We start from the raw sequence: 20,121 nt of genomic DNA on the forward strand, positions 1-20,121 counted from the left end.
AGCCTCCAAGGAGGACCGGATGAACAACGTGCTCAGGAACTACACCTAGGCGCGCATGCGCTCCGCGTCGGCGTGCGCGAAGCCGATCGCGTGCTCGTCCATCTGGGCGAGACCGCTCTCGCGCGCCTGCTCGGCGACCGCATCGGCGACGGCCGGGGCGACGTCGCGGTTGAACACCGAGGGGACGATGTAGTCCTCGCGCAGCTCGGCGTCGGGGATGATCCGCGCGATCGCCTCGGCGGCGGCCATCTTCATCCCCTCGGTGATCTGGGGCGCGCGGACGTCGAGGGCGCCGCGGAAGATGCCGGGGAACGCGAGGACGTTGTTGATCTGGTTCGGGTAGTCCGAGCGCCCGGTCGCGACGATCCGCGCGTACTTCGCGGCCTCCTCGGGGGCGACCTCGGGGTCCGGGTTCGCCATCGCGAAGATCATCGCGTCGTCGCTCATCCGCTCGAGCGTCTCCGGCGGGAAGATCCGCGCCCCTGAGAGGCCGATGAAGAGGTCGCAGCCGTCGATGACGTCGGCGGGGGCCCCGCCGAGGCCCTGAGGGTTCGTGTTCTCGGCGTACCAGCGCTTGGTCGCGTTCATCGAGCCGTCCTCGTAGTCGGCGCGACCGGTGTGGACGACGCCCTTCGAGTCGGCGCCGATGATGTCGGAGACGCCGGCCTCCATGAGGATCTTCGTCACGGCGATGCCCGCCGCGCCGAGCCCGGTGACGAGCACCTTGAGGCTCGCGAGCTCGCGCCCGGTGATCTTGCACGCGTTGAGGAGCGCGGCGAGCGTGACGATCGCCGTCCCGTGCTGGTCGTCGTGGAAGACGGGGATGTCGAGCTCGGCCTTCAGCCTGTCCTCGATCTCGAAGCAGCGCGGGGCGCTGATGTCCTCGAGGTTGATCCCGCCGAAGCTCGGCGCGAGGAGCTTCACGGTGCGGACGATCTCGTCCGGGTCCTTCGTGTCGAGGCAGATCGGGAACGCGTCGACGCCGGCGAACTCCTTGAAGAGGCACGCCTTGCCCTCCATGACGGGCATCGCCGCCTCGGGGCCGATGTCGCCGAGGCCGAGGACCGCGGTCCCGTCGCTCACGACGGCCACCGTGTTGCGCTTGATCGTGTACTGGAAGGCCTTCTGGCGATCGTCGTGGATCGCCATGCAGACCCTGGCCACGCCCGGCGTGTACGCCATGGAGAGGTCGTCGCGCGTCTTGAGCGGCGCGCGGTTGACCTGCTCGATCTTGCCGCCGACGTGGAGGAGGAACGTGCGGTCGGTCGTCTCGACGACGCGGGCGCCGTCCAGCGAGCCGATCGCCTCGGTGATCGCCTCCCAGTGCTCGGGACCGGCGGCGTCGACGGTGATGTCGCGCAGGAGGATCTCGTCGCCGGCCTCGACGAGGTCGACGGCGCCGATCACGCCGCCCGCGCGGCCGATCGCGGAGGCGACCTGGCCGAGCATGCCGGGCTTGTGCGCGATCTCGACGCGGATCGTGAGGCTGTATTGAGCGGAAGGCGTGACGCTCATGGGCGGCGGAGCATACAAGTGGGGGGGTGCCCCGCATGCCGCCGCCCGGACACGGCGTCCGGTCGCGGCGCGGCGCCGGTCGGGCGCCCGCGTATGGTCTGCGGCCATGAGCGGTTGGACGACCCGGGACATGGCGCGGCAGGACGGACGGACGTTCGTCGTCACCGGCGCGAACAGCGGCATCGGGGAGGTCGCGGCGCGTGAGCTCGCCGCGGCGGGCGCCTCCGTCGTGCTCGCGTGCCGGAGCACGGCGAAGGGGGAGGAGGCCGCCGCGCGCATGTCCGGCGACGTCGAGGTGCGCGCGCTCGACCTCGCGGACCTCGCCTCGGTGCGGGCCTTCGCCGACGGGCTCGACGGGGACGTCGACGTCCTCGTGAACAACGCGGGCATCATGGCGCCGCCGCACCGCACGACCGCGGACGGCTTCGAGCTGCAGCTCGGCACGAACCATCTCGGCCACTTCGCGCTCACGGGCCTCCTGCTCGACCGGGTGCGCGACCGCGTCGTCACCGTCTCGAGCGCCGCGCACCGCATGGGGTCGATGGACTTCGACGACCCGTGCTGGGAGAAGCGCTACCACCGCTGGCCCGCCTACGGCCGCTCGAAGCTCGCGAACCTGCTCTTCACCAACGAGCTGCAGCGCCGGCTCGCCGCCTCCGGCTCCGACGTCCGGGCGGTCGCCTGCCACCCGGGCTACAGCGCGACGCACCTGCAGTCCCACACCGAGTCCGTCCTCGACCAGGTGATGGGCCTCCTCAACAAGGTCGTCGCCCAGTCGGCGGAGATGGGCGCGCTCCCGACGCTCTTCGCCGCGACGGAGGAGGTCCCCGGGGCCGCGTACGTCGGCCCGGGCGGCATCGGCGAGATGCGCGGCCACCCGCAGCTCGTCGGCATGAGCGGCGCGGCGCGGGACGAGGAGGACGCGCGCCGTCTCTGGCAGCTCAGCGAGGAGCTCACCGGCGTGCGGTTCGCGCTCCCCGCCGCCGCGTAGGCGGGCACGCCGTCCGGCTCGCTAGGGTCGGCGACCGATGCCCGAGGACTCCACCGACGAGCTCTACCTCATCGACGGCAACTCGCTCGCCTACCGGGCGTTCTTCGCGCTTCCGGAGTCGATCGCGACCTCGACGGGGTTCCCGACGAACGCGATCTTCGGGTTCGCCTCGATGCTCGTGAAGATCCTCACCGAGCACGGGCAGCGGCCGACGATCGTCGTGTGGGACGCGGGGCACTCCGGCCGCAAGGAGGTCTACGAGGAGTACAAGGCGCAGCGCACGTCGCGCCCCGACCTCCTCAAGCAGCAGTGGCCGCACATCCTCGAGATCGCGGACGCCTTCGGCTACCGCAACGTGAGCGTCGAGGGCTACGAGGCCGACGACGTCATCGCGTCGATCGCGGAGAAGGCGCGGACCGCCGACCCGCCCATCCCCGTGACGATCGTCACCGGTGATCGCGACGCCTTCCAGCTCGTCGGCGAGGACGGCCTCGTCACGATCATGGCGACCGCCCGGGGGATCACGGAGACGAAGCGCTACGACCGCCAGGCGGTCATCGACCGCTACGGCATCCCGCCCGAGCTCATCCCGGACTTCTACGGCCTCAAGGGCGACACGTCGGACAACATCCCGGGCGTCCCGGGGATCGGCGACAAGACCGCCTCCGACCTCCTGCAGCGGTTCGGCGACCTCGAGACCGTCCTCGCGTCGGTCGACGAGATCTCCGGGGCGAAGCGCAAGGAGAACCTCACGAACCACGCCGAGGACGCCCGGATCTCGAAGCAGCTCGCGACGATGGACCGGACGATCCCGGTCGACGTCGACCCCCGTGCCGAGGCGGCGCAGGAACCCGACCGCTCGAAGCTCCGCGAGGTCTTCCGCGAGTTCGAGCTGCGCGACCCGCTGCGCCGGCTCGAGGAGGCGCTGGGGTCGGCGGACGCCGCGGCTCCGCGCGGCCAGTCCGACGACGGCACGGCGCTCGTCGCGCGCCTGCGCGAGGCGACGCTCGACGACGTCCGCTCCCTGCCCGCCGGCCTCGAGGCCGCGGTCGTCGCCGCCGCCCCGGAGGTCGCCGAGGGCGAGCTGTTCGCCAGCGACGACGGCTGGGCGTTCGGCGTCGCCGCGGGGGAGGAGGTGCTCGCGGGACGGTGCGCGCGCCCCGAGGACCTCGTCGAGGCGCTCGGCGCCCGTCCCGTCGTCGCGCACGACGCGAAGGGGCTCGGCCTCGTGCCGCCGGGGCTCGTCCACGACACGATGCTCGCCGCCTACCTGCTCGAGCCCGCCCGCCGCGGCTACCCGTTCGCCGAGCTGTGCGAGGAGCGCGGCTTCGCGACGACGATCGAGGAGGAGGCCGCCGCGGCCGCCGTCCTCTGCGCCGCGCTCGCCGCCTGGCAGCGCGAGCAGCTCGCGGAACGCGACCTCCAGCGCGTCCTCGACGAGATCGAGCTGCCGCTCGTCGACGTGCTCCGCGCGATGGAGGTCGCCGGCGTGAAGCTCGACAAGGACCGCCTCGCGACGATCCGCGAGCGGGTACACGAGGAGATCGGCCGGCTCGAGCGCGAGGTGTGGGAGATGGCGGGGGAGGAGTTCGTCCTCGGCTCGCCGCAGCAGCTCGGTGCGGTCCTCTTCGACAAGCTCGGCCTCTCGAAGAAGCGCCGCGGCAAGACCGGGTTCTCGACCGACGCCCGCGTCCTCCAGGCGATCCGCGACGAGCATCCGATCGTGCCGAAGATCGAGCGCTGGCGCGAGCTCAACCAGCTCGCGAAGACCTACCTCGACGTCCTTCCCGGGCTCACCGACGCCGAGTCGCGCATCCACACGACGTTCCTGCAGGCGGTCGCGCAGACGGGCCGGCTCTCCTCGACGCACCCGAACATGCAGAACGTCCCGGTGCGGACGGACCTCGGGCGCGAGATCCGCGGATGCTTCGAGGCGGCGGAGGGGAACCGCCTGCTCAGCGCCGACTACTCGCAGGTCGAGCTGCGGATCCTCGCCCACGTCGCCGGCGAGCAGGTGCTCAAGGACATCTTCCTGCGGGGCGAGGACGTCCACACCGCGACCGCCTCCCAGGTCTTCGAGCGGCCGCCGGAGGACCTCACGCCGATGGATCGCTCGAAGGCGAAGATGATCAACTACGGGATCGTCTACGGCCTCAGCGACTACGGGCTCGCGGATCGCCTCAACATCCCGCGCGAGGAGGCGAAGGCGTTCATCGACGCCTACCTCGAGAGGTTCCCCGCCGTCCACGCGTTCATGACCGGGACGATCGAGCGCGCGACCGAGGAGGGCCACGTGACGACGCTCTACGGTCGCCGCCGCCAGATCCCCGAGCTCAAGGCGCGCAACTACCAGGTGCGGACGCTCGGCGAGCGCCTCGCGGTCAACACGGTCATCCAGGGCACCGCGGCCGACGTCATCAAGCTCGCGATGATCGGGTGCCACCGCGCGCTGCGCGACGAGGGGCTCGCGACCCGCCTCATCCTGCAGATCCACGACGAGCTGCTCTTCGAGGGGCCGCCCGAGGAGATGGACGCGGTCCGCGAGCTCGCGGTGCGCGAGATGACCGCGCCGTGGCCGCACGACCCGCCCCTCCTCGTCGAGCCCGGGGTGGGCGAGACGTGGCTCGACGCGAAGTGAGCGAGGGCGGCGCCTGATGGACCGCACGCTCGCCGTCGTCCTCACGGCCCTCGCCGGCGGGCTCGTCGCGATGCAGGCGCCGATCAACGGGATGCTCGGCCGCACGGTCGGCTCGTTCCAGGCGTCGCTCGTGAGCTTCGCCCTCGGGACGCTCCTCCTCGCCGCCATCGTCGGGCTCGCGACGGACGGGTACGGCTCGATCGGCGAGGCGCGTTCCCTGCCCTGGTACGCGTTCGTCGGCGGCTTCCTCGGTGCCGCCTACGTGACGACCGTCCTCGTCACCGTCGGCTCGCTCGGCGCCGCCGGAGTCACCGCCGCGACGATCACCGGGCAGCTCACCATGAGCGTCGTCGTCGACCGCTTCGGTCTCCTCGGCGTCCAGCAGGAGCCGGTGACGGTCGAGCGGATGGTCGGGATCCTGCTCCTCGGCGCCGGCGTCTTCCTCATCGTGCGCGGCTGACCCCCCCCCGGGTGGACGAACGGCGGTTGACGCGCGGCCGCCGGCGCGAGAAGCTCGCTCGTGACGAACGACACGATCGAGGGAGGTCACATGGCCACCATCCACATGCCGCGCGGCGACCACGGCCGCGGTGCGCTCAAGGCGCTCCGCGAGGCGTTCTGGATCGCGGCGCTCGGTGTGCTCGTCTGCTTCGCCTTCTTCGCCGCGCTCGGCGCGTTCGACCCGACCGAGGTGATGTGGCTCACGGCCCTCGTCGCGGGCCTCGCGGTGCTCTGGGGCCTGCACGCGCACCTCGCCTCTCGGCCCGGCGAGCGCGACCCGCGCCTCGTCCACGACCGCGAGCGGCGGGGGTTCTGAGGGTCCGCAGGCCCGACGGGACGTCGCCCGGATCCGCGAGAGCTCAAAGGCGGTCCTCATCGGGCCGCCTTTGAGCTCTCGTCGCGGCCCGGGCCGGCGCGACCTCGCGCTAGGCCGCGACCGGCTCGCCGGTGGGCGCCGGCTCGCCGGCCGCCTGCTCGAGCGGCGTGCGGTCCCGCGCGCCGTGCGGGCCCTCGAGAGCGAAGGACGCCGGCGTGACGTCGAGGTAGTGGTTGAACGACCAGTCGACGAAGCGCTGGCTGTCGAGGAGCTTGAGCGTCGTGTCCATCATCGGGAGCGGGTTGATCGCGCCGACGACGTTCTGGACGCGCAGCATCCAGCGGAAGACCCAGTGGTGGTCCTCGCAGAAGGCGTCGTAGCGCGCGAGCGCCTGGGCCCGCGTCTGGCGGCCCTCGACGACGTGGCGCAGCTCGCGGCCGCACGCGAGGCCGAAGTAGAGCGCGGGGCGGATGCCCTCGGCCGTCGTCGGGAAGCAGTGCCCGGCGCTGTCGCCGGCGAAGAAGACGTCGTCCTCGGTCGCGCGGCGCATCTGGTGCGGGATCCAGTTCCCCTGCCAGCGCTCGGCCGGGACCTCGAGTCGCTCGGCCAGCCGCCGGGTCGGGTCCTTCACGTGATCGTGCGGGTCGAACGAGCCGACGCCGACGCGGATCTCGTCGCCCGCCGGGAAGTTCCAGGAGTAGCCCTTGCGGACGAGCTTCGGGTCGAGCCAGAGCTCGAGGTCCTCGTCGGAGGCCCCGGGGTGGACCTCGAGGCCGCGCGACATCCGCGCGTTCGGCGGCTGGATGCGGTTCTCGCTCGTCGAGAGGATCCGTCGCCAGCCGAGCGCGTCGACGACGAGCGGGGCACGGAGGTCGCCGCGGTCGGTGCGCACGGTGATCTCGCCGCCGGCGCCCTGCAGGGCGTCGCGGCCGTCGACCTTCGCGGTCTCGAAGGGGACGTCCGGCGACTGGTCCTTGAGGAGCCCGCAGATCTCCCGGTAGTCGAACGTCGAGAACGTCCAGGGCAGCCGCCAGCGGTACGTCTTCTCCGGGCGGTGGATGACGAGATCCCGGAAGGTCTGGCGGATCGCGGGCGTGAGCCCGAGGTTCTCGAGCCACACGGTCGGGGCGGCGCACGCCGAGGTCTGCCGCTCGCCGATCTCGTAGCGGTCGATCATGAGGACGTTCGCCCCGCTGCCCGACAGCTCGCGGGCGATCGCGAGGCCGGCGAAGCTCGCCCCGCACACGACGACGTCGTAGTCACCGCGGAGGGGGGTGCGATCATCCCCGCGCTTCGTCGCTCGAACCGGCATGGGGACGGCATTCTAGGGACGCGGGACCGCGCCCCGGCGCCCGGCGCATCTCGCTACGCTCTGGGGACTCATGACCGCCACCTACAACGCATCAGACGCGAAGGTCGTCGAGGGTTCGGACGGCCTGCTGCTCGAGATCGACGGGCAGATCGTCCCCAACTACGACGCCACCTTCTCCCCCTTCGAGGAGGGCGAGGTCGTCACCGGCCGCGTCGTCCGCATCGACAAGGACGAGGTCCTCGTCGACATCGGCTACAAGAGCGAAGGGGTCATCCCCAACAACGAGCTCTCGATCCGCAAGAACGTCGACCCGCACGACGAGGTCGAGCTGGGCGAGGAGGTCGACGCCCTCGTCCTCACCAAGGAGGATCAGGACGGCCGCCTGATCGTCTCCAAGAAGCGCGCCCGCTTCGAGAAGGCCTGGCGCCGCATCGAGGCGGCCGCCGAGTCCGGCGAGCCGGTCGAGGGCCACGTCATCGAGGTCGTCAAGGGCGGTCTCATCATCGACCTCGGCGTCCGCGGCTTCCTTCCCGCCTCGCTCGTGGACATCCGCCGCGTGCCCGATCTCGACCAGTACATGGGCACGACGATCGAGTGCAAGGTGATAGAGCTCAACCGCTCGCGCAACAACGTCGTCCTGTCGCGCCGCGCCGTCCTCGAGGAGGAGCGCAAGGAGCAGCGTCAGGAGATCCTCGACCGGCTGCAGCCCGGCCTCGTCGTCGAGGGTCAGATCTCGAACATCGTCGACTTCGGCGCGTTCGTCGACCTCAACGGCATCGACGGCCTCATCCACATCTCCGAGCTGTCGTGGTCGCACGTCAACCACCCGTCGGAGCTGCTGTCGATCGGCGACACCGTCGCGGTGAAGGTCCTCGACATCGACCGCGACCGCCAGCGCATCTCCCTCGGTCTCAAGCAGACCCAGGAGGACCCGTGGCAGCGGGTCGTCGACACGTACAACGTCGGCGACGAGCTCGAGGGCACGGTGACGAAGGTCGTCACGTTCGGCGCGTTCGTCGAGATCCTCGACGGCGTCGAGGGCCTCGTCCACATCTCCGAGCTCGCGACGCACCACGTCGAGAACCCGCGCGAGATCGTCCAGCCGGGCGACAACGTGCGCGTCCGCGTCCTCGAGATCGACTCGGACCGCCGTCGCCTCTCGCTGTCGGTGAAGCGCGTCGAGGACCAGATCCTCCCGCGCCGCGACTACATCGATCCGGGTGCGGGCGACCTCGACGACGTCCGCGACCTCGGCCTCAGCGACGACGTGTTCGCGGGCGAGGGTCCGCAGGGCGAGGCCACCGACGCTCCGCCGCTCCCCGAGGCGATCGACGAGGCCGCGGAGGCCCCGCCGCTCCAGGCCGACGTCGCGCCGAGCGAGACGGACGCGCCGCCGGCCGAGCCCCTCCCGCCGGCCATGCCGGAGGGAGACGTCCCGGCGGGCACGACCGAGGCCGTCGCGGCCGAGGACGTGCCTGCCGAGCCGGATGCTCCGACGGGCGACGAGGCCGAGGAGCAGGCGCTCGCCGAGACCCCGCCGGAGGACCTCCCCGAGGGGCCGGCGGCCGGCGACGACGAGAACCCCCCGGCCTGAGCGCCGGGGGAGGGGACCGGACGCGGTGGACCGCGGCGCGGTCCCCTTCGTCGGACTCACCGGCGGCCTCGGCGCCGGGAAGTCGACCGCGCTCGCCGCTCTCGAGCGGCTCGGCGCGGTGACGCTCTCGACCGACGCCGTCGTCCACGAGCTCTACGCCGACGACGAGGTCCGCGACCTCGTCGTCGAGCGCTGGGGCGCGGCGGTCGCGCCGGGCGGGGTCGTCGACCGCTCGGCGATCGCGGCGGCCGCGTTCGCCTCCGACGACGAGCGCAAGTGGCTCGAGCAGCTCATCTGGCCGCGCGTCGCCGCTCGCGTCGCCGCGTTCCGCGAGGGCGCGCAGAGCGCCGACCCGCCGCCGCGGGCCGCGGTCGTCGAGACCCCGCTCCTCTTCGAGGCGGGGATGGAGGGCGTCTACGATGCGACGATCGCGGTGATCGCCCCGGAGGAGGTCCGCGCGCAGCGGGCCGCCGCCCGCGGGCACGCCGCCGTCGACGAGCGGGCCGCTCGTCAGCTCACCCAGGAGGAGAAGGCGGCCCGGGCGACGTACACAGTGGTCAACGACTCCTCCGTCGAGGATCTCGAGGCGCGTCTGTCCGACGTCCTCGGCAGTCTCCCCCCAGCGGACCCATGAGCACACGCCCCGCCACCGCCTCGTCGCCCCGCCGCGCCGCCGCGCCGGCGGCGTCGCGCGCCGGGAGGGCGGGCCGCAAGCGGCCGTCGAAGGCGGCCCGGGCCGCTGCCGCCCGAAGGCGTCGGCAGGTCCGTCGCCGCCGGCTCGCGATCGTGCTCACCGCGATCGTCGCCGGCGTCGGGGGCGCCGTCGTGCTCGCGCCGGCGTTCGAGGAGGCGGTGCAGGAGATCACGCTCCCGCTCGCCCACGAGGAGATCATCCGCCAGCAGGCGGCGGACAAGGACCTCGACCCCGCGCTCATCGCCGCGGTGATCTTCGCGGAGTCGCGCTTCCGCGAGCAGACCTCGCCCGCGGGCGCGAAAGGCCTCATGCAGATCACGCCCGACACCGCCAAGGACATCGCGCGGCTCTCGGGCGGCACCGCCTTCACGCTCGACGACCTCTCGGACCCGCAGGTGAACATCGCCTACGGCTCGTTCTACCTCCGCCATCTCCTCGAGCGCTACGACGGCGACACGACGCGCGCGCTGGCCGCCTACAACGGGGGCCCGGGGAACGTCGACGAGTGGGTCGCGCGGTTCGGCGGCCTCGAGGTGGAACAGATACCGTTCCCGGAGACGCGGCACTACGTCGCGAAGGTCCAGGAGGCGCAGCGGGACTACCGCGCGACCTACGGGGCCGAACTGGGTTCGTAACCCTCAGCGGAGCCGTTCCCCGCCGGCTCGCCTCCGTCCTCGGCGCCCCGGCGTCGTGAGGACCTTCCTCGCGCGTGGTCTTCAGCTCACCGACATTCCTCTTCCTGTTCCTTCCCGCGGTCCTGGTGATCGCGTGGCTCGCCCCGCGGTGGGGGCGCAACCTCTTCCTCGTCCTCGCGAGCGCGGGCTTCTATCTCTGGGGCGCGCAGGAGTTCGTCCTCGTCGTCATCGGCTCGACGTTCGTCGACTACGCGGTCACCCGGTGGATGGAGGCCGCGGGCGAGCGCGGCGACGACCGTCGTCGCAAGCAGCTCCTGTGGATCGGGATCGTCCAGAACCTCGCGCTCCTCGGCTGGTTCAAGTACGCGGCGTTCGGCCTCGACCAGGTCAATACCGTGCTCGGCCGCATCGGGATGGAGGACCTCGGCTCCCTCGACATCCTGCTGCCGATCGGCATCTCCTTCTTCACGTTCGGGAAGGTGAGCTACGTCGTCGACGTCTACCGCGGCGAGGTGCAGGCGCGGAAGGACCCGATCGACCTCCTCCTGTTCGTGCTGCTCTTCCCGCAGGCGATCGCCGGGCCGATCGTCCGCCTCCGTGAGGTCGAGAGCCAGCTCCGCGACCGCCGCCTCGACGAGGACCAGGTCTCGCGCGGAGCGGTGCGCTTCACGCACGGGCTCGCGAAGAAGGTCCTCATCGCCGACACGATCGCCCCGATCGCCGACATGGCCTTCGCCTCGGCGGGCGACGGGACGCTCACGACGACGGCCGCGTGGATCGGCGCGCTCGCCTACACGATGCAGCTCTACTACGACTTCTCCGGCTACTCGGACATGGCGGTGGGCATCGGCATGATGCTCGGCTTCCGCCTGCCGGAGAACTTCGACCGCCCGTACACCGCGGTGTCGGTCACCGAGTTCTGGCGGCGCTGGCACATGACGCTGTCGCGGTGGTTCCGCGACTACGTCTACATCCCGCTCGGCGGCAACCGCGCGTCCGAGGGCCGGACGGCCCGCAACCTCGTCGCCGTCTTCCTCCTCACGGGGCTCTGGCACGGCGCCGCGTGGGCGTTCATCGTGTGGGGCGCCTACCACGGGGCCTGGCTGCTCTTCGAGCGGCGCTTCGGGCTCCGCGGCCTCGACGGGGACGTGTCGCGGCGCTACCTGCGCCAGGCGGGGACGTTCCTCGCCGTCATGATCGGGTGGGTCGTCTTCCGCGCCGAGGACCTCGGCCTCGCCCTCGACTACTACCAGGCGATGTTCACGCCGAGCGGCTTCGGGGTCCCCCAGGCGATGTCCTACGAGCTCGGGGGCCCCGCGGGGTTCATGATCATCGCGGCGACGCTCGTGGCGGTCGTCCCGACGGCCCGCAGCGGCGGCCGCTGGGTGGCCGAGACGCTCGGGGGCGTCCCGCGGGTCGCCCGCGCCGGGATGCTCGGCGTCGTCCTCCCGGTCGCGCTCGCCTGGACGCTCACGACCGACTTCTCGCCGTTCCTCTACTTCCGCTTCTGATGACCGTCCGCCGACTCCTCAAGTACCTCGCCTGCGCCTGGTTCGTCGGCCTGCTCGCGCTCCCCGCGGCCGCGTACGTCCTCGGTGAGCGGCAGACGATCATCGAGAACCGCGCGGCGGCCGGGAAGCCGCCGATCACGCTCGACACGCTCGGGGACGCGGGGACCTTCGCGGCGCTCGACGCGTACTTCCGCGACCGGTTCCCGTTCCGCGAGGACGGCCTCGCGCTCCGCGGTCGCATCGAGCTCGAGGCCTTCGGGTACTCGTCGAACCCCGAGGTCATCGTGGGGAAGGACGGCTGGCTCTTCTACCGCCTCGAGAACGACACCTGCGCAAGCCGCAAGCCGCAGTTCGACACGGTGCGGGCGGTCCGCTTCCTCGAGGCCGCGGCGCGCGCCACGGGCCGGAAGCTGCGCTTCATCCCGGCGGCGGCGAAGGTCCGGCTCGAGCGCGATCACTTCGACGACGACGAGATGACGGCCGCCCTCGAGTGCGCGATCCGCTTCGAGGAGGAGTTCGAGCGCAGGCTCGCCGACGTCCCGGGCGCGATCGACATGTTCCCGGCGATGAAGGCCGCGAAGGACGACGGCGAGCAGATCTTCCGTCAGCAGGACACCCACTGGACCTCGGCGGGGCGGCTCATCTTCGTCCGCACGCTGCTCGACGCGATCGAGCCGGGGCTCTCCGACCGCGCGGGCATCGCGATCCGCGACGAGACGCGCGAGTACCGCAACGACCTCGCCGCCTTCCTCGGGCTCACGGTCGACAAGCGTGAGCGCATCGTGAGCGCCGACCCGGGCTTCACCGGCCGGCCGCGGCCCGACGTGCTCGTCGTCGGCGACTCGCAGATGGAGCTGTCGATGCTCCAGCCGCAGGGGACGCCGCCGGTCGACCCGTTCACGCAGACGATCCCCGGCGCGGCGCGGTGCAACTGGATCGAGATGGTGACGACGGCCTGCGAGGCCCGGCTCGCCGCCGCCTCGACCGTCGTCATGGAGACGGTCACGAGGAACATCCGCGAGCTCGGCGACGGGTGCTCGTCGACCTTCCACGCCTGGTTCGGGCCGTGGGCGACCGACGACGAGCACGCGCGTCTGGAGGAGCGCTGGGACGTCGTCGACGGGGCCGGCTCGACCGCCGCCGCCGATGGCGCTCGCCGCTTCGACGGCGCCGCGCCGTCGGTGCTCCGCGTCGACGCCGAGGAGGACGACGTGAGGCGCGACCGCGCCGTCCTCGTCTTCGTGCGCGGGGGCCGCCAGGGCGACCGCTCGCTCGTCTCCGCCACGCCGACGCGCAACGGGCTCGTCGAGCCGTGCACCTACGCCGACGCGTCGGCGTTCGGCGACGTCCACGTGTTCCCCGTCTCGGCCGGACGCCCCCTCTCCGACGTCGAGCTCACCTTCGCCGGCGCCCCCGGGATGGTCGCCGAGGCGCCGCGCGTCGTCACCCTCCCGAGCCCGCGTGCGGGGGCCGGGAGCCGGGCGCAGACGACCGCGGAGGACTGAGGACCGGTCCCGGGCGCTCGCTACCCTCCGTCGGTGCCTCCGTTCCGCCTCGACAGCGCGTTCAGCCCCACCGCCGATCAGCCGAAGGCGATCGAGGCGATCGCCGCCGCCGTCGAGCGCGGCGACCCGTACACGACGCTGCTCGGCGCGACGGGCACGGGCAAGACGATGACGATGGCCGGCGTCGTCGAGAAGCTTCAGCGCCCGACCCTCGTCATGGCGCACAACAAGACGCTCGCCGCGCAGCTCTGCAACGAGTTCCGGACGTTCTTCCCCGACAACGCGGTCGAGTACTTCGTCAGCTACTACGACTACTACCAGCCCGAGGCCTACGTCCCGAGCAGGGACCTCTACATCGAGAAGGACTCGGCGATCAACGAGGAGATCGACCGCCTGCGACACGCGGCGACCGCGGCCCTCTTCGCGCGTCGCGACGTCCTCATCGTCGCCTCGGTGTCGGCGATCTACGGCATGGGCTCGCCGGAGACCTACGACCGCAACGTCCAGATCCTCCGCAAGGGCGAGGAGATCGACCGCGACGCGCTCCTGCGCAAGCTCGTGTCGATCCAGTACACGCGCAACGACACCGCGCTCGGCCGCGGCTCGTTCCGCGTGCGCGGCGAGTCGCTCGAGGTGTTCCCCGCCTACGCCGAGTCGGCCTACCGGGCGACGCTCTTCGGCGACGAGGTCGAGCGGCTGCAGCACTTCGACCCGCTCACCGGCGAGCTGCTCGAGGACGACCTCGAGCACGTCGCGATCTGGCCGGCCACGCACTACAACGTCCAGGAGGGGCAGGTCGAGGACGCGGTCGCCGAGATCGGCCGCGAGCTCAACGAGCGCTGCGCCGAGCTCGAGGCCGAGGGCAAGCTCCTCGAGAGCCACCGGCTGCGTCAGCGGACGCAGTACGACATGGAGATGCTGCGGGAGATGGGCTTCTGCAACGGCATCGAGAACTACTCGCGGATCCTCGACGGCCGCAAGGCCGGCGAGCGCCCGTACTGCCTCATCGACTACTTCCCCGACGACTTCGTCTGCTTCCTCGACGAGAGCCACCAGACGGTGCCGCAGATCGGCGGCATGTACGAGGGGGACCGGTCGCGCAAGCAGACCCTCGTCGACTACGGGTTCCGGCTGCCGAGCGCGATGGACAACCGGCCGCAGCGCTTCGAGGAGTTCCTCACGATCGTCCCCCAGCTGGTCTTCGTGAGCGCGACGCCGGGCGAGTTCGAGCGGACGCGCTCCGGTGAGGTCGTCGAGCAGATCGTCCGCCCGACCGGCATCGTCGACCCGCACATCGACGTCCGCGAGACGAAGAACCAGATCGACGACCTCATGAACGAGGTGCGGGCGCGCGTCGACCGCGACGAGCGGGTGCTCGTCACGACGCTCACGAAGAAGATGAGCGAGGACCTCACGGACTACCTGCTCGAGATGGGCTTCCGGGTCCGCTACCTCCACTCGGAGGTCGACACGCTCGAGCGGATCCAGATCATCCGCGACCTGCGGCTCGGCGAGTACGACGTCCTCGTCGGCGTCAACCTCCTGCGCGAGGGGCTCGACCTGCCCGAGGTGTCACTCGTCGCGATCCTCGACGCCGACAAGGAGGGCTTCCTCCGCGGGGAGACGTCGCTCATCCAGACGATCGGCCGCGCCGCCCGCAACGTCGACGGCACGGTGATCATGTACGCCGACAAGGAGACCGCTGCGATGCGCGCGGCGATCTCCGAGACCGACCGCCGGCGCGCGATCCAGCTCGCCTACAACGAGGAGCACGGCATCACGGCCGCGTCGATCGTGAAGGGCGTGAGCGACATCGCGGAGTTCCTCGTCGCCGAGGGCAAGACCCCGAAGGGCCGGCGCCGCAGCGAGCGCAAGGGCGTCAAGGCCGCCGGGCTCTCCGCGAGCGAGCTCGAGAAGGCGATCGCCGAGCTCGAGGAGGAGATGCTCGCGGCTGCCGAGGAGCTGCGGTTCGAGTACGCGGCGCGCCTGCGCGACGAGCTGCGCGACCTCCGGCGCGAGCTCGACACCGCGCGGGCGAACGCGCCGACGGAGGCGTGAGCGCGCAGGCTCCGCGCACGACCGACGACCCGCACGTGGCGGCGGTCCTCGCGTGGTTCGACGCCGATGGCCGCGACCTCCCGTGGCGGGCGACCCGGGACGAGTACGCGGTGTGGGTCTCCGAGGCGATGGCCCAGCAGACGAGCGTCGTGCGGGCGGCCGAGCGCTGGGAGCTCTGGATGGCACGCTGGCCGACGGTCGAGGCGCTCGCCGACGCGTCGCTGGCCGAGGTCCTCGGCGTCTGGGACGGCCTCGGCTACCCACGCCGGGCGCGGAACCTCCTGCTCGCCGCCCGCCGGATCGCCGCGGAGGGCTGGCCCGAGGACCTCACCGAGCTCCCCGGCGTCGGCCCGTACACGGCGGCGGCGATCCGCTGCTTCGCGCGCGAGGAGCCGGTGCTCCCGCCCGACGTCAACGTGCGGCGCGTCCTCGCGCGGCGGTTCCCGGAGGGGGTGGACACCTCGGGGGACCCGTGGCGCGCGGGATCGGCGCTCATGGAGCTCGGTCAGAGGGTCTGCGTCGCCCGGCGGCCCCGCTGCCCGGAGTGCCCGGTCGCGGAGGGCTGCCCGGCGAGCGACGGGGAGGGCCTGCGCGCCCGCGACCCCGCTCCCGTGGCGAGGCGCCAGGCGCCGTACGCGGGCAGCCTGCGCGAGCGGCGCGGGCGGCTCCTGCGCGCGGTCCTGCGCGACGGCGCGGCTCCGCTCCCCGCTGCGGGACCCGACCGGGAGGCGGCCGAGGGGCTCCTCGCCGACGGGCTCCTGCGGCGCGTGGGGCGGCGTCTCCTGCCGGGCGAGTGAGGGGTCGGGGACGCAGGGCGCGACCCTCGCTAGTCTTGCGCGACCCCCGATCGATCAGGCAGAGGTGAAGAAGGCTTGGCACTGGACCGTCAGTCCGTCGAGAAGAAGGACTTCCCCATCGGCCGCCGCGGCTACGAGCCGGAGGCGGTCGACGCGCACCTCGCGGCGCTCGCCGACGAGATCGAGCAGCTGAAGCGCAGCGGGGGAGGCGGGGGACGCCCCGGCAGCGAGTCGATCGCCCTCGCCGCCTCGGAGCAGGTTCGCGCGATCGTCGAGGCGGCCGAGTCGAGCGCCGACCAGATCGAGCGTCAGGCGCGCGAGGAGGCGGCCCGGATCCGCCGGGAGGCCGAGAACGACGCCTCCAGCACGCGGGACGACGCCGTCTCGCGCAGCGAGGAGCACGTCGCCGGCGTGAGCGCGGCGACGCAGCTCATGCTCCAGCGCGTCGATGCGATGGAGTCCGAGGTCGGCGCCCTCCTCGAGAGCCTGCGCACCGGTGCGAACCGCCTCAACGCGGACCTCACGCTGCTGCAGGGCAACATGGGCGATCTCTACGACGCCGCGGGAGGCCCGCCGCCGACCGAGGCCGAGGCGCCCGCGCCCGCGCCCGTGCCGGAGCCGGAGCCCGAGCCGCCGGCGCCCGAGCCGGCGGCCGCCGTCCCGCCGCCGCACACGCCGGAGGTGCCCGACAGCATCTTCCCCACGGAGCCGGTCCACACGCCCGAGCCGCCGGAGGTCGCCGAGGCCGCGGCGGCGCCGCCGCCCGCCACCGACGGCGGGGACGTCGAGGGCGCCCGGCTCGTCGCGCTCAACATGGCGCTGAACGGGACGCCGCGTGAGGAGACCGATCGCTATCTCGCCGAGAACTTCGATCTCGCCGACCGCGACGCCCTCCTCGACGAGGTCTACGACAACGTCTGAGGAGGCGCGCAGGCTCGCAGCGGACCGCCGGGAGTGGGACGACCTCGCCCGGCGGGACGCGATGTGGGCCGTGTGCTCCGAGCCGGGGCGGCTCGGCGGATGGTCGCGCGAGGACTTCCTGGCGAGCGGAGAGGCGGAGGTCGCCGGGACGCTCGCCGGACTCGCCGCCGCGGGCATCGAGGTCCGCACGGGGACGGCCGTCGACTTCGGATGCGGGCTCGGCCGGCTCAGCCGCGCCCTGTCGCTGCGCTTCGACGCGGTCATCGGCGTCGACATCTCGGAGGAGATGGTCGCGCGCGCCCGCGCGCTGCACGCCGACCGGCCGAACCTCCGCTTCGTCGCCGAGAGCGACCCTGGCCTCCCGTCCCTCGAGGAGGGCGGCGCGGACCTCGTCCTCAGCCTCATCGCGCTGCAGCACGTCTCGAGCGAGGACGCGGTCCGGCGCTATCTCGGCGCCCTCGTGCGCGCGACGGCGCCCGGCGGGATCCTCGTCCTCCAGCTGCCCACGCGGGTCGCCCGCCGCGTCCGGCTGCACCCGCTGCGGGCGCTCAACGCGGCGGTGCGGCGGCTTCCCGCGGCACCGGACCCGCTCCTCGAGAGGCTCGTGCCGCACTCGATGAGCCTCACCGGACTCCCCGAGACCGAGGTGCGCGACGTCCTCGCCGACGCTGACGCCGGCGCCCGGGTGCTCACGGCGTTCGGCGACCGGCGGACGGGCTCCGTGGCGGTGCCGAGCCTCGTGTACGTCGCGCGACGCGACTGACGGGCCGGCGGGAGAACCCGCCGCACAGGGGGAACATCTGTTCGGTTCAGTACCATGGGCCGGTGCCGCCGAGCAACGAGATCGTGGTCACGGGCGCCCGTGAGCACAACCTGAAGGACGTCGACGTCACGCTGCCGCGCGACGCGCTCATCGTCATCACCGGCCTCTCCGGGTCGGGCAAGTCGTCGCTGGCGTTCGACACGATCTACGCCGAGGGCCAGCGGCGCTACGTCGAGTCCCTCAGCGCGTACGCCCGCCAGTTCCTCGGGCAGATGGACAAGCCCGACGTCGACTCGATCGAGGGCCTCTCGCCGGCGATCTCGATCGACCAGAAGACGACGTCGCGCAACCCGCGCTCGACCGTGGGGACCGTCACGGAGATCTACGACTACCTGCGCCTCCTGTGGGCGCGCATCGGCCACCCGCACTGCCACGTCTGCGGCAAGCCGATCCGCGGCCAGTCCACCGAGCAGATCATCGACCAGGTGATGGAGCTCGAGGAGGGCGCGCGCTTCATGGTCATGGCACCGCTCGTCCGCGGCCGCAAGGGCGAGTACGGGAAGGTCTTCGAGGAGCTGCGCGGCGACGGCTTCACCCGCGTGAAGGTCGACGGCGAGCTGCGGATGCTCGAGGAGCCGATCGAGCTCGACAAGAAGTTCAAGCACGACATCTCGGTCGTCGTCGACCGCCTCGTGATGCGCGGCGAGCTGCGCAAGCGCCTCGCGGACTCGATCGAGACCGCGGTCGCGCTCGCCGACGGCATGGTCGAGATCGAGATCCTGCCGCCGCGCGACGCCCCGGCGGGGACGGAGGGCGAGCTGCGCCTCTACTCCGAGCGCTTCGCCTGTCCCGATCACGGGCAGGCGATCGCCGAGCTCGAGCCGCGGATCTTCTCGTTCAACTCGCCGCACGGCGCGTGCGACCGCTGCACCGGCCTCGGGCACCAGATGGAGATCGACCCCGAGCTCGTCGTGCCGGACCCGTCGCTGTCGATCTCCGAGGGCGCGATCGCGCCCTGGGCGGGCTCGAGCTCGCAGTACTACGAGCAGATCTCCGCCGCGCTGGCGGACGTCTACGACATCGACCTCGACGCGCCGTGGGGCGAGCTGGGCGACGAGGCGCGCGACGTCTTCCTCTACGGAACCGGCGGCGAGCGCGTCGGCGTCACCTACACGAACCGCTACGGCCGCAAGCGCTCCTACGCGACGCGCTTCGAGGGCGTCGTCTCGAACCTCCAGCGCCGCTACCAGGAGACCGACTCCGAGTACTCCCGCGAGAAGATCGAGGAGTTCATGAGCGTCCGGCCGTGCCCGGCGTGCAAGGGCTCGCGGCTGCGGCCCGAGTCGCGCGCCGTGCTCGTGGGCGGCATGGCGATCCACGACCTCTGCGCGCTCTCGGTGAGGGGCGCGCTGCGGTGGCTCGCCGAGGTCGAGCTCACGGACACCGAGCGTCACATCGCGCGGCTCATCATCCGGGAGATCGAAGAGCGGCTCACGTTCCTCGACAACGTCGGCATCGGGTACCTCTCGATGGACCGCTCGGCGTCGACGCTCTCGGGCGGCGAGGCGCAGCGGATCCGCCTCGCGACGCAGATCGGCTCGGCGCTCGTGGGCGTCCTCTACGTCCTCGACGAGCCGTCGATCGGGCTGCACCAGCGCGACAACACGAAGCTCATCGCGACGCTCGAGCGGCTGCGCGACCTCGGGAACACCGTGCTCGTCGTCGAGCACGACGAGCAGACGATGCGCTGCGCCGACCACCTCGTCGACCTCGGGCTCGGCGCCGGCGAGCACGGCGGCGAGATCATCGCCCAGGGCACCGCGAAGCAGGTCGAGAAGGTCGCGCGCTCGCTCACCGGGCAGTTCCTCTCCGGCAAGCGCGTGATCGACGTGCCGGCGACGCGGCGCACGCCGTCGGGGCAGCTCGAGATCCGCGGCGCCTCGCAGCACAACCTGCGCAAGGTCGACGTCCGGGTCCCGCTCGGGACGCTCACCTGCGTCACCGGCGTCTCCGGCTCGGGGAAGTCCACGCTCGTCAACGAGGTGCTCTACAAGGCCGTCGCGAACAAGCTCCACCGCGCGCGGACGCGCCCGGGCAGCCACACCGCCGTGCTCGGCCTCGACCAGCTCGACAAGATCATCCAGGTCGACCAGTCGCCCATCGGCCGCACGCCGCGGTCGAACCCGGCGACCTACACGGGGCTCTTCGACGTCATCCGCGATCTCTACTCCAAGACGCCGGAGGCCCGTGCGCGCGGCTACAAGCCGGGGCGCTTCTCCTTCAACGTGAAGGGCGGCCGCTGCGAGGTCTGCCGGGGCGACGGCCAGATCAAGATCGAGATGCACTTCCTGCCGGACGTCTACGTCCCGT

16 protein-coding genes are annotated in these 20,121 nt (G+C 72.2%); 14 read left to right on the plus strand and 2 right to left on the minus strand.

The window, feature by feature from the left end:
• Window positions 1–45: 45 nt before the first annotated feature.
• On the minus strand, window positions 46–1,515 hold the full coding sequence (locus ACME2J_RS19005) for an NAD-dependent malic enzyme (RefSeq protein ID WP_495546517.1): 1,470 nt from the start codon (window positions 1,513–1,515) through the stop codon (window positions 46–48).
• A gap of 106 nt (window positions 1,516–1,621) precedes the next feature.
• Here ACME2J_RS19005 and ACME2J_RS19010 point away from each other — a divergent pair, with 106 nt between their 5' ends.
• From ACME2J_RS19010 to ACME2J_RS19025, 4 genes are all read left to right on the plus strand, one after another.
• Window positions 1,622–2,506, plus strand: a complete 885-nt coding sequence (locus ACME2J_RS19010) for an oxidoreductase (RefSeq protein WP_495546518.1) — start codon at window positions 1,622–1,624, stop codon at window positions 2,504–2,506.
• A 37-nt stretch (window positions 2,507–2,543) separates the two neighbouring features.
• Window positions 2,544–5,144 (plus strand): DNA polymerase I, encoded by a 2,601-nt coding sequence (gene polA, locus ACME2J_RS19015; protein WP_495546519.1) that lies wholly within the window; start codon window positions 2,544–2,546, stop codon window positions 5,142–5,144.
• 16 nt (window positions 5,145–5,160) lie between these two features.
• Window positions 5,161–5,604 carry a DMT family transporter gene (locus ACME2J_RS19020; RefSeq protein WP_495546520.1) on the plus strand — a complete coding sequence of 148 codons (444 nt, stop codon included), beginning with the start codon at window positions 5,161–5,163 and terminating at the stop codon, window positions 5,602–5,604.
• A gap of 90 nt (window positions 5,605–5,694) precedes the next feature.
• Complete coding sequence (locus ACME2J_RS19025) at window positions 5,695–5,961, plus strand: hypothetical protein (protein WP_495546521.1); 267 nt, start codon at window positions 5,695–5,697, stop codon at window positions 5,959–5,961.
• Between the two features lie 109 nt (window positions 5,962–6,070).
• Here the strand turns inward: ACME2J_RS19025 and ACME2J_RS19030 are convergent, their stop codons facing one another.
• Window positions 6,071–7,273 (minus strand): NAD(P)/FAD-dependent oxidoreductase, encoded by a 1,203-nt coding sequence (locus ACME2J_RS19030; protein WP_495546522.1) that lies wholly within the window; start codon window positions 7,271–7,273, stop codon window positions 6,071–6,073.
• 70 nt (window positions 7,274–7,343) lie between these two features.
• Here ACME2J_RS19030 and rpsA point away from each other — a divergent pair, with 70 nt between their 5' ends.
• The 10 genes from rpsA to uvrA all read left to right on the plus strand — a co-directional run.
• Window positions 7,344–8,867: a 30S ribosomal protein S1 gene (rpsA, locus tag ACME2J_RS19035; RefSeq protein ID WP_495546523.1), complete on the plus strand. Its 1,524-nt coding sequence runs from the start codon at window positions 7,344–7,346 to the stop codon at window positions 8,865–8,867.
• Window positions 8,868–8,892: 25 nt separating this feature from the next.
• Window positions 8,893–9,501 carry a dephospho-CoA kinase gene (gene coaE / locus ACME2J_RS19040; RefSeq protein ID WP_495546524.1) on the plus strand — a complete coding sequence of 203 codons (609 nt, stop codon included), beginning with the start codon at window positions 8,893–8,895 and terminating at the stop codon, window positions 9,499–9,501.
• Complete coding sequence (locus ACME2J_RS19045) at window positions 9,498–10,196, plus strand: lytic transglycosylase domain-containing protein (protein WP_495546525.1); 699 nt, start codon at window positions 9,498–9,500, stop codon at window positions 10,194–10,196. The genes coaE and ACME2J_RS19045 overlap by 4 nt, the downstream gene beginning before the upstream one ends.
• A gap of 74 nt (window positions 10,197–10,270) precedes the next feature.
• A complete protein-coding gene (locus tag ACME2J_RS19050) occupies window positions 10,271–11,707 on the plus strand; it encodes an MBOAT family O-acyltransferase (RefSeq protein ID WP_495546526.1) in 1,437 nt (478 codons plus the stop codon).
• Window positions 11,707–13,212, plus strand: a complete 1,506-nt coding sequence (locus ACME2J_RS19055) for an alginate O-acetyltransferase AlgX-related protein (protein ID WP_495546527.1) — start codon at window positions 11,707–11,709, stop codon at window positions 13,210–13,212. The genes ACME2J_RS19050 and ACME2J_RS19055 overlap by 1 nt, the downstream gene beginning before the upstream one ends.
• Window positions 13,213–13,245: 33 nt before the next feature.
• On the plus strand, window positions 13,246–15,270 hold the full coding sequence (gene uvrB / locus ACME2J_RS19060; protein ID WP_495546528.1) for an excinuclease ABC subunit UvrB: 2,025 nt from the start codon (window positions 13,246–13,248) through the stop codon (window positions 15,268–15,270).
• Complete coding sequence (locus ACME2J_RS19065; protein ID WP_495546529.1) at window positions 15,267–16,067, plus strand: HhH-GPD family protein; 801 nt, start codon at window positions 15,267–15,269, stop codon at window positions 16,065–16,067. Before uvrB ends, ACME2J_RS19065 begins: the two co-directional genes overlap by 4 nt.
• A gap of 75 nt (window positions 16,068–16,142) precedes the next feature.
• A complete protein-coding gene (locus ACME2J_RS19070; RefSeq protein ID WP_495546530.1) occupies window positions 16,143–16,988 on the plus strand; it encodes a DivIVA domain-containing protein in 846 nt (281 codons plus the stop codon).
• 70 nt (window positions 16,989–17,058) lie between these two features.
• Window positions 17,059–17,751 carry a class I SAM-dependent methyltransferase gene (locus ACME2J_RS19075; protein ID WP_495546531.1) on the plus strand — a complete coding sequence of 231 codons (693 nt, stop codon included), beginning with the start codon at window positions 17,059–17,061 and terminating at the stop codon, window positions 17,749–17,751.
• A gap of 62 nt (window positions 17,752–17,813) precedes the next feature.
• Window positions 17,814–20,121: excinuclease ABC subunit UvrA (gene uvrA / locus ACME2J_RS19080; protein WP_495546532.1), on the plus strand; the 2,308-nt coding region annotated here is incomplete at its 3' end.

The organism is Paraconexibacter sp. (assembly GCF_059438195.1).

Coding starts and splice junctions, on each gene's coding strand:
- ACME2J_RS19030 (WP_495546522.1), bottom strand. CDS start 7,273: ATGCCGGTTCGAGCGACGAAGCGCGGGGATGATCGCACCCCCCTCCGC.
- ACME2J_RS19005 (WP_495546517.1), bottom strand. CDS start 1,515: ATGAGCGTCACGCCTTCCGCTCAATACAGCCTCACGATCCGCGTCGAG.
- polA (WP_495546519.1), top strand. CDS start 2,544: ATGCCCGAGGACTCCACCGACGAGCTCTACCTCATCGACGGCAACTCG.
- ACME2J_RS19025 (WP_495546521.1), top strand. CDS start 5,695: ATGGCCACCATCCACATGCCGCGCGGCGACCACGGCCGCGGTGCGCTC.
- ACME2J_RS19045 (WP_495546525.1), top strand. CDS start 9,498: ATGAGCACACGCCCCGCCACCGCCTCGTCGCCCCGCCGCGCCGCCGCG.
- ACME2J_RS19020 (WP_495546520.1), top strand. CDS start 5,161: ATGGACCGCACGCTCGCCGTCGTCCTCACGGCCCTCGCCGGCGGGCTC.
- ACME2J_RS19010 (WP_495546518.1), top strand. CDS start 1,622: ATGAGCGGTTGGACGACCCGGGACATGGCGCGGCAGGACGGACGGACG.
- ACME2J_RS19055 (WP_495546527.1), top strand. CDS start 11,707: ATGACCGTCCGCCGACTCCTCAAGTACCTCGCCTGCGCCTGGTTCGTC.
- rpsA (WP_495546523.1), top strand. CDS start 7,344: ATGACCGCCACCTACAACGCATCAGACGCGAAGGTCGTCGAGGGTTCG.